The organism is Arenimonas sp. (genome assembly GCF_022842045.1).
Lineage (GTDB): Bacteria > Pseudomonadota > Gammaproteobacteria > Xanthomonadales > Xanthomonadaceae > Arenimonas.
In genome coordinates, this window is sequence record NZ_JALHQI010000009.1 from 21,552 (window position 1) to 34,519 (window position 12,968).

Below are 12,968 nucleotides of genomic sequence, written 5' to 3' on the forward strand. Positions count from 1 at the left end.
ACGCGGATCAAGGCGGATGGACGCCGATCAAAGCGGATGAAGCGGTTTGATTTCTTGAGGGGCTTCCCGGCGACGGGGAGCCCCTTTCCTTTTTTGGCCAGTTACCACCCCGCCTGGTCCAGCAGGGCCGCGGTGGCGGGGTCGGCGGGTTTGGCGACGAGGCCGCCGCGGGGGTTTACGTAGACCTGGTAGGTCGCGCCGTCGAGCATGGGCAGGTAGGCGGCGCTGCCCCAGCGGGCGTCGGCGATCGGCAGGTTGGCCAGCCAGCGCTGGCGGAACTCCCAGAAGTCCCAGTCGCCGCGCAGGTCGTGCACGCTGCGCTCGGCGGTGAGCTCCTGCTTCGGGTCACCGTAGCGGCCCGACAGGCGTTCGAAGCGATGGACCGGCGGCACGCCCGCCAGCTGGCCGGGCAGGGTCCAGCGGATGACGCGGGCATCGAGCTGCCATTCGTCGCCGAGCAGTTCCAGCGTGCGCGGCGCCTCGTCGCCCAGCACCAGCGTGGCTTCGTAGCGCTGCGGTGCGAGCTGGCGCAGGCTGATGGTCGCCGCCGGCACGTCTTCCAGCAGCCAGGCGTACTGGCGCAGCAGGCCGCCCAGGCCGGCCAGGCCCAGGGCCACCAGCACCAGCAGCGTGCCGACGCCGCGCAGCAGCCACTTGCCGCCGCCGCGGGTCTTGCGTGTCCAGGCCACCACGCCCACCAGGAAAAGCACCGCCGCCACCGCCCACAGCCAGGCCGAAATCGCCATCGTCCACCCCACGCGCCAGAACCTGCCCCGGACTATACTCGCGCCATGAAGACGACCCGCCTCGCCCTGCTGCTGTTGAGCCTCGTCCTGGTCGCCGCCTGCGGCACCAAGGGCGACCTGGTGCCGCCCCCGGCGGACGCGCCGCCCGCCAAGGCCGAAACGCCCGCGGCATGAGTGCGTCCCGCCCGCTGCATTTCTCGAAGATGCATGGCGCCGGCAACGACTTCGTCGTGATCGACCTGCGCGGCGGCCAGCCCGCCCCGCCCGCGGCGCTGGTGCGCACGCTGGGCGACCGCCACTTCGGCGTCGGCTTCGACCAATTGCTCACCATCGAGGACACCGACGTCCCCGGCTGCGTCGCGCGCTACCGCATCTGGAACGGCGACGGCTCGCCCGCGCAGCAGTGCGGCAACGGCGCCCGCTGCGTCGCCGCCTGGCTGCGGCGCGACGGCGCGGCCACCGGCCCGCGCTTCCACATGGACAGCCCCGCGGGCGTGATCGACGTCGAGTGCCTGCCTGAGGGCCGCTATTCGCTGGGCATGGGCCGGCCGGTGTTCGCGCCGGCGAAGGTTCCGTTCCACGCCGCGACCGACGCGCCCGTGCACGTGCTGGCGGTCGAAGGCAGCCCGCTGCGCTTCGGCGTGGCATCGATGGGCAACCCGCACGCCGTGATCGAGGTCGACGGCGTGGACGCGGCGCCGGTGCACCGGCTGGGCCCGGCGCTGCAGGCGCGGCCGGAGTTCCCCGAAGGCGTCAACGTCGGCTTCGCGCAGGTGATGGCGCGCGAACGCATCCGCCTGCGCGTGTTCGAGCGCGGCGCCGGCGAAACCCTGGCCTGCGGCAGCGGCGCCTGCGCCGCGGTCGCGGTGCTGGTGCGCCAGGGCCGCGTGGATCGCGCGGTGCAGGTGGAGCTGCCGGGTGGCACGCTGGCGATCACCTGGCCCGCCGACGACGCGCCGATCACCATGGCCGGACCTGCCACCTTCGTGTTCGAGGGCGAATTCGCCGTCGCCACGCCATAATGCCGGCATCGCCCGGAACGACCCGCCGTACGAGAGGCCCCCGATGATCGAAGAGAAGAACGAGCGCCTGAGCGCCCACGAGGTGGCGACCTTCCTGCGCCGCCACCCGAAGTTCCTGGGCCAGTTCCCGGACCTGGCGCTGTCGCTGGTGGTGCCCAAGGACGAAGGCCAGGCCGCCTCGCTGGCCAGCTACCAGCTCGACGTGCTGCGCGACAAGAACCGCGAGCTCACCCGGCGCCTGAACGAGCTCTACGCCAACGCGCAGGAGAACGAGCGCCTGACCGTGCGCACGCACCAGCTGAGCCTGGCGCTGATGCGCGCCGGCTCCGCGGCCGACACGCTCAAGGCGATGGTGGCGGTGCTGGGCGAGGACTTCCAGGGCGAGATCGTGCGGGTGGTGCTGTTCAAGCCGGTCGCGGGCCTGCAGGCCGAGTGGCTGCAGGTGGTGGGCGAGGCCGATCCGGCGCTGGTGCCGTTCCGCGATTTCCTGGCCGGCAACGAGCCCATTTGCGGGCGCCTGAACCAGGACAAGCTGGCGCTGCTGTACGGGGACGACCAGGCCCGCGCCGCCTCCGCAGTGCTGCTGCCGCTGCCGGGCGTGGGCATGCTCAGCGTCGGCAGTTCGGATGCCAACCGGTTCTTCCCGGGCATGGGCACGCTGTTCCTGCGCCTGATGTCGGAAGCCCTGGTCACCGCGCTGGGCCGCTACGCGCGCGACTGATGCCGTGAGCGCCGACGCGCCGCTGCAGCCGGGCATCGAGGCCTTCCTTGGCTACCTCGCGGTGGAGCGGCGGCTGTCGGCGAACACGCTGGACGCCTACCGCCGCGACCTTGGCGACCTGGCCACGTGGATGGACGCGCAGGGCCTCACCGACTGGCGCCGGCTGAAGCAGGAAGCGCTGCGCAGCTACGTCGCCGGCGCGCACCGGCGCGGCCTGTCGGGCAAGAGCCTGCAGCGGCGGCTGTCGGCGGTGCGCAGCTTCTACCGGCATTTGAACCGCAGCGAGAGTTCGGAGCTGAACCCGGCGCTGGGCCTGCGCGCGCCGAAGTCGCCGCGCAAGCTGCCGCAGGTGCTGGATGCCGACGAGATGACGCGGCTGGTGGAAGTGCCCACCGACGGCCCCGAAGGGCTGCGCGACCGGGCGATGCTGGAGCTGTTCTATTCCTCGGGCCTGCGGCTTTCCGAACTGTGCGGGCTGCGCTGGAGTGCACTCGACCTGGCCGATGGCCTGGTGACCGTGCTCGGCAAGGGTGGCAAGAGCCGCGTGGTGCCGGTCGGAAGCCATGCGCGCGATGCGCTGCAGGCCTGGCGCGAGGCGTCTTCGCCGGGGATCGGTGCGCACGTGTTCCCGGGACGCAGCGGCGGGCCGGTCAGCCCGCGCACCGTGCAGCAGCGCCTGCGCAAGCTGGCGATGCAGCAGGGCCTGTTCAAGCGCGTGCATCCGCACCTGCTGCGCCACAGCTTCGCCAGCCACGTGCTCGAGTCCAGCGGCGACCTGCGCGGCGTCCAGGAACTGCTCGGCCACGCCGACATCGCCACCACCCAGATCTACACCCACCTCGACTTCCAGCACCTGGCCAAGGTCTACGACGCCGCCCACCCCCGCGCCCGCCGCAAAAACAAATGAACCAGGTTCATTTGTTTTTGGCTTTCCCTAGCGGGAAAGGGCGGCTGCTTCGAGCGCGGCCAGGTAGGCTGCCCAGCGTTGGTCGTGCTCGCGGCCCAGCTGGTGCAGCAGGCTCCAGCTGAAGATGCCGGTCTCGTGGCCGTCGTCGAAGCGCAGCAGCACGCCGTAGTTCCCCATCGGTTCGATCGCGCGCACGTTGACGTTGCGCTTGCCGGCCACCAGCACCTTCTGGCCGGGACCGTGGCCCTGCACCTCGGCGCTGGGGGATTCCACCCGCAGGTACTCGCAGGGCAGGCGGAAGCGGCTGCCGTCGTCGAAGGCGACTTCGAGGGCGTGCGAGGCGCGGTGCAGGATCAGGTCGGTGGGGCGGGGCGTGCTCATGCCGCCATGTTACGGCCCGCGCAGCTGTTCGCGCAGGCCGGCCAGCTTCTGCAGGCGAGCCCGCGCCAGGGTGCAGCGCCGGAGACCATACAGGCCGATGATCGGGATCAGCACCAGGTTGGCCAGGGTGGCGCCAACCAGGCCACCGATCTGGTCGTCGGACCACATCGCCTGCATGCCCACCAGCATCACCCCGTAGACCAGCACCCAGATCCCCAGCACCGACCACAGGCCCAGTCGCCAGTAGTGCAGGGTGGTCGTGCAGCGACGGGACTCCACGTCGACCAGCGCCTCCACGTCCAGCCCGGATTCGCTCCACTCGCGACGGCGCAGCCAGATCACGTAGGCCTGGTAGGGCACGATCAGCAGGGCCAGGCCGCCGAACAGCCAGGTTTCCATCGGCGTGGCATCCGGCTGGAAGGCGATCCAGCCCACCAACAGCACCGTCAGGGCGGCGAACAGCGTCTCGAGCACCAGCATGCCGCGCAAGCGCCGGCCCTGCTGCGCCGCCTCGGCGCGCAGCGCGTCGACGTCGATGGTCGGCACCGCCTGGCCGCGCCAATCCGAGCCCATCGCGTCCCAATCCTTCATCGGCCCGTTCATGCGGCGTCTCCCAGCCATTCGTTGAGTTGCCGGCGCGCGCGCGACAGGCGCTGCGTCACCGTGTTCTCCTCCAGCTTCAGGGTGTCGCCGATCTCGCGCTGCGAGAACCCTTCCAGCGCCAGCACCACCACCTGGCGCTGCCCGAGCGGCAGCGCCCGCACCGCGGCCAGCAGGTCCTTCCGGCGCTGGTGCGCCTGGGCGTGCTGGAAGGGGTTGGCGTCGGGGTCGGCGTGCTCGTCGTGCAGTTCGTCGCCGCGGGCGCGCTTCTCGCGGGCCAGGTGGTCGATGGCGCGGTTGTGGGCGACCCGGGCCAGGAAGGTGCGCAGCGAAGCGTCGCCGCGCCAGCTCGCCAGGGCCTTCCAGACCGCCAGGCTGATTTCCTGCAGCAGGTCGTCGCGGCGCGCGGGTTCGGACTCGTAGCTGCCGGCGATGCGGGCCAGCATCGGCCCGTGTTCACGCAGCACGGCTTCTATGTCGGGCGTGGCCAGGGGCATGGCGGACTCGGCGCGGGAGGGACTGGGGGCAAGGGCGGCGGCGGGCATGTCGGTTTCCATCCGGTCTTGAACCCATAGTCCGGGCCGCCCGCGAAAACCTGACATCCGGCCAAAAAATGAACCGGGTTCATTTTTTACAGGATGTAGCGGCTGAGGTCGGGGTCCTGGACGGCGTCGCCCAGCTGGGCGTCGACCATGGCGCGGTCGACCATCAGGGACAGGCCGCCCTTGTCGGGGGCCTCGAAACTCAGTTTCTCCAGCAGCTTCTCCAGGACGGTGTGCAGGCGGCGCGCGCCGATGTTCTCCTGCCGCTCGTTGACCAGGAAGGCGATCTCGGCCAGGCGGTCGATGGCGCCCGCGTCGAAGCCGATGTTCACGCCCTCGGTGGCCAGCAGCGCCATGTACTGGCGCACCAGCGCGTTCTTCGGCTCGGTCAGGATGCGCTTGAAGTCCTGCTGGCTCAGCGCGCCCAGCTCCACCCGGATCGGGAAGCGGCCCTGCAGCTCCGGGATCAGGTCCGACGGCTTGGCCAGGTGGAAGGCGCCCGAGGCGATGAACAGGATGTGGTCGGTGCGCACCACGCCGTACTTGGTGCTCACCGTGCTGCCCTCGACCAGCGGCAGCAGGTCGCGCTGCACGCCCTCGCGGCTGACGTCGCCGCCGCCGATCGCGTCCTTGCGCTTGGCCACCTTGTCGATCTCGTCGATGAAGACGATGCCGTTCTGCTCGCAGGCTTCGATCGCCTTGACGCGGATGTCGTCCTCGTTCACCAGCTTGCCGGCCTCTTCCTCGACCAGCAGCGGGCGCGCCACCTTCACCGCCAGGCTGCGCGCCTGCGCCTTGCCGCCGCCCAGGTTCTGGAACATCGCCCGCAGCTGCTGGCCCATTTCCTCCATGCCGGGCGGCGTCATGATGTCCATGCCGCCCGGGGCCTGGCTGAGCTCGAGCTCGATCTCGCGATCGTCCAGTTCGCCGGCGCGCAGCTGGCGGCGCAGCTTGGCGCGGGTTTCGTTGTCGCCGTCGGCCGGGGCCTCGACCGCGAAGCCGGGTCCGCGGCGCCGCGGCAGCAGTGCATCCAGGATGCGGTCCTCCGCACGCTCTTCGGCCTGGGTGCGCACGCGCGCCTTGGCCTGCTCGCGGAACATCTTCACCGCGCCATCGGCCAGGTCGCGGATGATCTGCTCGACGTCCTTGCCGACGTAGCCGACCTCGGTGAAGCGCGTCGCTTCCACCTTTACGAACGGCGCGTTGGCCAGTGCCGCCAGCCGGCGCGCGATCTCGGTCTTGCCGACGCCGGTGGGGCCGATCATCAGGATGTTCTTGGGCATCACCTCGTCGCGCATGGCCGGATCGAGCTGCATGCGGCGCCAGCGGTTGCGCAGGGCGATGGCCACGGCGCGCTTGGCCTCGTTCTGGCCGATGATGTAGCGGTCGAGCTCGCCGACGATCTCGCGGGGGGTCAGTTCGGACATCAGAGTTCCTCGATCACGAGGTTGCGGTTGGTGTAGATGCAGATGTCGCCGGCCACGTTGAGCGAGGCCTCGGCGATGGCGCGGGCCTCGAGCTCGGTGTGCTGCAGCAGGGCGCGCGCCGCGGCCAGCGCATAGGGGCCGCCGGAGCCGATCGCCACCAGCCCGTCCTCGGGCTCGATCACGTCGCCGTTGCCGCTGATGATCAGCGAGCTGTCCTTGTCGGCTACCGCCAGCAGCGCCTCGAGCTTGCCCAGGCGCCGGTCGGTGCGCCATTCCTTGGCCATCTCGACCGCGGCGCGCAGCAGGTGGCCGTTGTGCTGGCCCAGCTTGGCCTCGAACACCTCGAACAGCGTGAAGGCATCGGCCGCTGCGCCGGCGAAACCCGCCAGCACCTTGCCCTCGGCCAGGCGCCGCACCTTGCGCGCGTTCGACTTCATCACCGTGTGGCCAAGGGTGACCTGGCCATCGCCGGCCACCACGACGCGGTCGCCGCGCCGGACGGAGAGGATGGTGGTGGCGTGGAAAACGTTCGGGTCCATGCGGGCTCCTGGTCGTGAACCCCAGTTCTGGGGTCGGCCCCGTCGAAGGACAAGCGCCGCTCCCCCTGTAGGAGGGGCGGCTACAGGAGGGCCAGCAGGGCCTCGGTGGGGCGGCCAATGACGGCGCGGGTGGCCGACTCCAGCACCGGCCGCTCGATCAGCCGCGGATTCGCGGCCAGCAGGGCGGCCCATTCGGCGGCCGGGCGTTCATCCTGCGGTGACAAGCCGAGGGTCGCGGCCTCGTCCTCCTTGAACCTCACCAGCCGGCGCGGGTCGCCGCCCAGCCTGGCCAGCAGGGCCAGCACGGCGGCGGGCGAGGGCGGCTCGGCCAGGTAGAGCACGGTCTCGGGGGTGACGCCGCGGGAGGCCAGCAGCGCCAGCCCCTCGCGGGACTTGCTGCAGCGCGGGTTGTGCCAATAGCGAAGGGTTTGCATGCGTGAATGATGTCATGGCGCCGGCGGTGCGATAATCCCGACCATGGACAAGACCCCCGAAAGCGGCACCACCCACTTCGGCTTCCGCGACGTGCCGGTGGCCGAGAAGAAGAAGCTGGTCGGCCAGGTGTTCAGCTCGGTCGCGCAGCAGTACGACCTGATGAACGACCTGATGTCGCTCGGCATCCATCGGCTGTGGAAGCGTTATTTCGTCGGCACCTCGGGCGTGAAGCGCGGCGACCGCGTGCTCGACCTGGCCGGCGGCACCGGCGACATCGCCGCGCTGCTGCACGAGCGCGTCGGCGACACCGGCAGCGTGGTGCTCGGCGACATCAACGCGGCGATGCTCGGCGTCGGCCGCGACCGCCTCACCGACCGCGGCCTGGTGCGCGGCCTCGAGTACGTGCAGCTCAACGCCGAGGCGCTGCCGTTCCCGGATGCCAGCTTCGACCTCGTCACCATCGCCTTTGGCCTGCGCAACGTCACCGAAAAGGCGAACGCGCTCAAGGAAATGCACCGCGTGCTGAAGGTCGGCGGCCGCGCCCTGGTGCTCGAGTTCTCGCAGGTCAAGCCTGAGTGGTTCCGCCCGGTCTACGACTTCCATTCCTTCAAGGTGCTGCCGCGGCTGGGCAAGCTGTTCGCCAACGACGCCGACAGCTACCAGTACCTGGCCGAGTCGATCCGCAAGCACCCGCCGCAGGACGAGCTGAAGGCGATGATGGCCATGGCTGGCTTCGAGCGCACCGACTACCGGAACCTTAGCGCCGGCATTGTCGCCATCCACTCGGGCTACAAACTCTGAAGCAATTGAACCAGGTTCATTTGATTCGGAATCGAGAAACGGTAAAGAGGAACTAGGAACTAGGAACTAGTAAGAGCGTCTTGTCTCACCCTACTAGGTGCCAGTTCTTCTTTACTAGTTCCTATCTACTAGTTCCTGTCGTCCCGCTCAATCCGCCCGCACCCGCCAAGCCTCCCCCAGCGAAATCAGCCCCTCGCGGGCCAAGGCCACGGCCGCCTGCGTGATCGGCACCATGCCTTCCTCGATTGCCGTTCGGTGGATCGTGTCGGCCTCGGCGCCGGGGACGATCAGCGACTGGATGCGCGGCGTGACCACCATGAACTCGTACACCGCGCGCCGCTTGAACACGCCCAGCCCGTCGCAGTGCGAGCAGCCGCGGCCGACGTGGAAGACCTCGTCCGCGCCCACGCCCAGCACGCCGCGGATGTGGGCATCCACCTTCTCGACGTCCCGGCAGTGCTTGCAGGTCAGCCGCACCAGCCGCTGCGACATCACCGCCAGCAGCGACGCGCGCAGCAGGTAGGCCTCCACGCCCAGGTCGAGCAGGCGCGTCACCGTGGTGGCCGCGGTGTTGGTGTGCAGCGTGGACAGCAGGAGGTGGCCCGTGAGTGCGCTCTCCACGGCGATGCGGGCGGTCTCCTCGTCGCGGATCTCGCCGACCATGATCACGTCGGGATCGTGGCGCAGGAAGTTGCGCATCGCGCTGGCGAAGGTGAAGCCGGCCGCACGGTTCACCTGCATCTGCTGGATCTCGTCGATGTAGAACTCGACCGGGTCCTCGATGGTGAGGATGTTGATGCGCTGCTTGCGCAGCTCCAGCAGCATCGCGTAGAGCGTGGTGGACTTGCCGCAGCCAGTCGGGCCGGTGGTGAGGAACATGCCGTGGCTGCGGCCCATTACGTCGGCGATGCGCTGGCGGTCGGCGGCGCTCAGGCCCAGCTGCGCCAGGTCCCAGAGGCTTTCATTGGTGTCGAGCAGGCGGATCACCACCGATTCGCCGTACACCGCGGGCAGCACCGAGATGCGCAGGTCGACCTCGCGGCCGTCGTCGAGGGTGAAGGTGGTGCGGCCGTCCTGCGGCTTGCGGTGCTCGGCCAGGTTCATCGCGCCCAGCACCTTCACGCGGCTGGTCACCGCTGGATGGGGGCTGCGCAGCAGGCGGCGCACCGGCACCATCTCGTCGTCGATGCGGTAGAGCACCTCGGTGCCGTGCTCGCCCGGGCGCAGGTGGATGTCGGACGCGCGGCGGGCCACGGCCTCGCTGATCAGGCCCTGCACGATGCGCACCACCGGCTTCTCGCGCGACAGCCGCTCGGCCTCCTGGATGGTAGTCTCGCGGCCGCTGGCGCCGGGGTCCAGACCCAGCTGGTGGGCGACGTCGCGGTCCTCGACCTTGTCGTAGTGCTCGGCGATCGCCTCGCGCACGTCGCGGGCCGTGGCCACCAGCGGCAGCACGCGCTGGCGGCACAGGAAGTCGAGCGTCGCCAGCGAATCGGGGTTGCCCGGGTCCTCCATCGCCACCGTCACCACACCTTCGAACAGCTTCAGCGGCACCGCCCGCAAGCGGCGCACCACCTCGGGGCGCAGCAGCGCGGTGGCATCGGCACCGGGCGGCAGGTCCCTCAGCCGCACCAGGGGCAGGCCGAGCCGGGCGGCCAGCCGGTAGGCGCCCTCGGTGCAGTCGTCGCCCAGCGCCAGCCAGGCCGCGAGCGTGAGCTGGCCGTTGGGCGCCTGCCAGGAATGCCCGCCGGCGGCCACGTCCTTGACGTAGGCGGCCAGGGTGGTGGCATCGGCGATCAGGTGCGGGGCGCGGGGCGGGTGGCTGGCGGGTTCCATCCGGTCCTACCGGAAAGGATTTCCCGCAGTATCCGGCCGTCACCGGGTCCGGAACTTGAGGCAAGTCATGCCAGAAGCCCGCCCCGGGGGCCGACCGGGTGTCCCGGGGGTGAAACCGGGCGTGCCGCCCCGCCTGCGCTAGAATCCGGGGGTCCTGTCAGTGGAATTGACCATGCCCCGCCTCGGCCTCCTGCTCGCCCTCCTGATCGCGTCCGCCCCGGCCTTCGGCCAGGACCGCCGCAGCGACGAGCATTCCTACGCCCAGCCCGACAAGGTCCGCATCCGCGACCTCGCCCTCGACCTCGCCGTCGACTTCGAGAAGCGCCAGCTCACCGGCAGCGCCACCCTGGGCCTCGAGTGGGTGGACCCGGCCCAGCGCGACCTGGTGCTCGACACCCGCGACCTCGCCATCGCCGCGGTCGAAGCCCGCAACGGCAAGCGCAAGTTCCGCGAAGTGCCCTTCGTGCTGGCCGAACGCGACGAGCGCTTCGGCAGCAAGCTCACCATCACCCTACCGCGCCAGTACGAGCAGGTGCGCATCCGCTACGCCACCTCGCCCCAGGCCTCGGGCCTGCAGTGGCTGAGCCCGGCGATGACCGCGGGCGGCAAGACGCCCTTCATGTTCAGCCAGTCGCAGGCCATCCACGCCCGCAGCTGGGTGCCGCTGCAGGACACGCCCTCGGTGCGCTTCACCTACACCGCGCGCATCCGCACCCCGGCCACCGTGATGGCGCTGATGAGCGCCGACAACGACCCGGCCGCGGTGCGCGACGGCGACTACACGTTCTCGATGCCGCAGGCCATCCCGTCCTACCTGATGGCGATCGCCGCCGGCGACCTGGTGTTCAAGCCGATCTCGGCCCGCGCCGGCGTCTGGGCCGAGCCGCAGACCCTGGACAAGGCGGTGAAGGAGTTCGAAGACACGGAAGAGATGATCCAGGTCACCGAGTCGCTCTACGGCCCCTACCGCTGGGAGCGCTACGACCTGCTGATCCTGCCGCCCTCGTTCCCGTTCGGCGGCATGGAGAACCCGCGCCTGAGCTTCATCACGCCCACCGTGATCGTCGGCGACAAGTCGCTGGTGTCGCTGATCGCGCACGAGCTGGCGCATTCGTGGTCGGGCAACTTGGTCACCAACGCCAGCTGGAAGGACATGTGGCTCAACGAGGGCTTCACCAGCTACGTCGAGAACCGCATCGTCGAGGCGCTGTACGGCAAGGCGCGCGCCGACATGGAGTTCGTGATCAGCCGCAACGGCCTGCTCGACCAGCTCAAGGACCTGCCGCCCGAGCGCCAGGTGCTGGTGCTGCCGATGCGCGGCGGCAGCGACCCCGAGGACGCGCTGGGCGCGGTGGCCTACGACAAGGGCGCGTGGTTCCTGCAGTTCCTCGAGCAGCGCTACGGCCGCGAGGACTTCGATGCCTTCCTGCGCGCCTGGTTCGATGCGCATGCATTCCAGAGCGCCGACAGCGACCAGTTCCTGGCCTTCCTGAAGTCCAACCTGATGGCGAAGCGGCCCGGCGTGGTGTCCGAGGCCGAGGTGATGGAATGGCTGAGCGCGCCGGGCGTGCCTGCGTTCGCACCGCAGACTGCTTCGCCGCGCTTCGATGCAGTGGATGCCGCGCGGGCATCGTGGCTTGAACAGCGCGCGGCCGCGCGCGAACTCGACACGGCGGCGTGGACCACGCAGGAATGGGTCTACTTCCTGGAAGGCCTGCCGGAAATCCTGGACGCCGAGCGCCTGGTCGAGCTCGACCAGGCCTTCCGATTCACCGGCACCGGCAATGGCGAGCTGGCCCAGCGCTGGTATCCGCTCACCGTGCGCAGCGGCTACTTCGAGGCGCGGCCGGCGATGTCGCTGTTCCTGCGCAAGATCGGCCGCCGCAAGCTGGTGATGCCGACCTACGACGCGCTGTCGAAGTCGGAGGAAGGCCTGGCCTTCGCCACCCAGGTCTTCGCGATGGCGCGCCCGGGCTACCATCCGATCACCAGTGCCTCGGTCGAGGCCCTGCTGGCGCGCGCCCGCGCCGCGCAGAAGACCCCGGACTGACGTGCCCAAGCCACGCCCCGGCACCCGCAAGATCGTCATCGCCACCTCGCTCGGCCTCGCGCTGGGCGCGGTGGGTTTCGCCGCGACCGCGCCCGAGCGCGTACTCGAGGCCGAGTTCGCGCGCCAGCGCTGGCTGGCCAAGGCCGGCGTGGCCGAGTACGACGTCGCCGGCCATCGCTGGGTGGTGCTCGAGTCGGGCCGTGACGCCGGCAAGCCGCTGCTGGTGTTCGTGCACGGCTTCACCGGCAGCAAGGAGAACTGGCTGCCGCTGATGCGCGAGCTGGCGAAGACGCACCGCATCATCGCGCCCGACCTGCCGGGCTGGGGCGAAAGCGACCGCCACCACGACGGCGACTACGGCCCCGTGGCCCAGGCCGAGCGCCTGGCGCAGTTCATCCGCGCGCTGCCCGAGCGGCCGGCGCTGGTGGTCGGGCATTCGATGGGCGGGCAGATCGTCGGCCTGATGAGCGCGCGCAACCCGGGCCTGGTCGACCGCATCAGCCTGATGTCGTCGGCCGGCGTGCGCTACGAAGAAAACGCCTTCGCCAACGCCGTGCTGGCCGGCGAGAACCCGTTCCAGGTGACCACGCGCGCCGAACTCAAGCGTTACCTCGGCATCGTCTTCGCCGACCCGCCGTTCGTGCCCTGGCCGGCGAACGAAGCGCTGGTGCGCCGCCGCCGCGCCGACGCCGGGTTCGAGCAGCGCGTGCTCGACGGCATCGGGCGTGGGCCGGATGCCTTCGCGCTCGAGGCCGAGCTGGCCAACATCCAGGCGCACACGCTGCTGCTGTGGTGCCGGGATGATCGCGTGATCGACGTCAGCGCGGCCGAGGTCTTCCATCGCGGCCTGGCGCGCAGCCGCACCGTGATCCTGGCCGGCTGCGGCCACATGCCGATGATGGCGCAGCCGCGCCTGGTGGCCGACGCGATCGCCGGCTTCATGGACGGGCCGGGCTGAGGG

Annotated in this window: 15 protein-coding genes; 7 read left to right on the forward strand and 8 right to left on the reverse strand. The window is 70.3% G+C overall.

Going from position 1 to position 12,968, the window contains the following annotated elements:
* Positions 1–101 precede the first annotated feature (101 nt).
* Positions 102–746: a hypothetical protein gene (locus Q0C12_RS03605; protein WP_290886310.1), complete on the reverse strand. Its 645-nt coding sequence runs from the start codon at positions 744–746 to the stop codon at positions 102–104.
* Positions 747–791: 45 nt separating this feature from the next.
* Here Q0C12_RS03605 and Q0C12_RS03610 point away from each other — a divergent pair, with 45 nt between their 5' ends.
* From Q0C12_RS03610 to xerC, 4 genes are read left to right on the forward strand one after another with little or no spacing between them, the layout of a single operon-like run.
* Positions 792–920: a lipoprotein gene (locus Q0C12_RS03610; protein ID WP_290886313.1), complete on the forward strand. Its 129-nt coding sequence runs from the start codon at positions 792–794 to the stop codon at positions 918–920.
* Complete coding sequence (gene dapF, locus Q0C12_RS03615; protein WP_290886316.1) at positions 917–1,768, forward strand: diaminopimelate epimerase; 852 nt, start codon at positions 917–919, stop codon at positions 1,766–1,768. The genes Q0C12_RS03610 and dapF overlap by 4 nt, the downstream gene beginning before the upstream one ends.
* Before the next feature lie 43 nt (positions 1,769–1,811).
* The gene (locus Q0C12_RS03620; RefSeq protein WP_290886321.1) at positions 1,812–2,489 is read left to right on the forward strand and encodes a DUF484 family protein; all 678 of its coding nucleotides are present in this window, start codon (positions 1,812–1,814) and stop codon (positions 2,487–2,489) included.
* Positions 2,490–2,493: 4 nt separating this feature from the next.
* Positions 2,494–3,396: a tyrosine recombinase XerC gene (gene xerC / locus Q0C12_RS03625; protein ID WP_290886325.1), complete on the forward strand. Its 903-nt coding sequence runs from the start codon at positions 2,494–2,496 to the stop codon at positions 3,394–3,396.
* Positions 3,397–3,423: 27 nt separating this feature from the next.
* Here xerC and Q0C12_RS03630 read toward each other — a convergent pair whose 3' ends face one another.
* From Q0C12_RS03630 to Q0C12_RS03655, 6 genes are all read right to left on the reverse strand, one after another.
* Positions 3,424–3,777: a DUF971 domain-containing protein gene (locus tag Q0C12_RS03630; RefSeq protein WP_290886326.1), complete on the reverse strand. Its 354-nt coding sequence runs from the start codon at positions 3,775–3,777 to the stop codon at positions 3,424–3,426.
* A gap of 9 nt (positions 3,778–3,786) precedes the next feature.
* Entirely contained in the window at positions 3,787–4,380 is a 594-nt protein-coding gene (locus Q0C12_RS03635; protein WP_290886329.1) for a hypothetical protein, read from the reverse strand.
* Positions 4,377–4,922, reverse strand: a complete 546-nt coding sequence (locus tag Q0C12_RS03640; protein WP_290886332.1) for a sigma-70 family RNA polymerase sigma factor — start codon at positions 4,920–4,922, stop codon at positions 4,377–4,379. Before Q0C12_RS03640 ends, Q0C12_RS03635 begins: the two co-directional genes overlap by 4 nt.
* Positions 4,923–5,008: 86 nt before the next feature.
* On the reverse strand, positions 5,009–6,346 hold the full coding sequence (gene hslU / locus Q0C12_RS03645; protein WP_290886335.1) for an ATP-dependent protease ATPase subunit HslU: 1,338 nt from the start codon (positions 6,344–6,346) through the stop codon (positions 5,009–5,011).
* Positions 6,346–6,885: an ATP-dependent protease subunit HslV gene (hslV, locus tag Q0C12_RS03650; protein WP_290886338.1), complete on the reverse strand. Its 540-nt coding sequence runs from the start codon at positions 6,883–6,885 to the stop codon at positions 6,346–6,348. The genes hslU and hslV overlap by 1 nt, the downstream gene beginning before the upstream one ends.
* A gap of 80 nt (positions 6,886–6,965) precedes the next feature.
* Positions 6,966–7,319 carry an ArsC/Spx/MgsR family protein gene (locus Q0C12_RS03655; protein ID WP_290886342.1) on the reverse strand — a complete coding sequence of 118 codons (354 nt, stop codon included), beginning with the start codon at positions 7,317–7,319 and terminating at the stop codon, positions 6,966–6,968.
* 43 nt (positions 7,320–7,362) lie between these two features.
* Between Q0C12_RS03655 and ubiE the strand changes: the two genes are divergently transcribed.
* A complete protein-coding gene (ubiE, locus tag Q0C12_RS03660) occupies positions 7,363–8,121 on the forward strand; it encodes a bifunctional demethylmenaquinone methyltransferase/2-methoxy-6-polyprenyl-1,4-benzoquinol methylase UbiE (RefSeq protein WP_290886343.1) in 759 nt (252 codons plus the stop codon).
* A 147-nt stretch (positions 8,122–8,268) separates the two neighbouring features.
* On the opposite strand, the gene Q0C12_RS03665 is transcribed toward ubiE, so the two are convergent.
* Positions 8,269–9,957, reverse strand: a complete 1,689-nt coding sequence (locus tag Q0C12_RS03665; protein ID WP_290886345.1) for a GspE/PulE family protein — start codon at positions 9,955–9,957, stop codon at positions 8,269–8,271.
* A 172-nt stretch (positions 9,958–10,129) separates the two neighbouring features.
* Here Q0C12_RS03665 and Q0C12_RS03670 point away from each other — a divergent pair, with 172 nt between their 5' ends.
* Both Q0C12_RS03670 and Q0C12_RS03675 read left to right on the forward strand, forming a co-directional pair.
* Positions 10,130–12,007 (forward strand): M1 family metallopeptidase, encoded by a 1,878-nt coding sequence (locus tag Q0C12_RS03670; RefSeq protein WP_290886347.1) that lies wholly within the window; start codon positions 10,130–10,132, stop codon positions 12,005–12,007.
* 1 nt (position 12,008) lies between these two features.
* Positions 12,009–12,965: an alpha/beta fold hydrolase gene (locus tag Q0C12_RS03675; protein ID WP_290886349.1), complete on the forward strand. Its 957-nt coding sequence runs from the start codon at positions 12,009–12,011 to the stop codon at positions 12,963–12,965.
* Positions 12,966–12,968 lie beyond the last annotated feature (3 nt).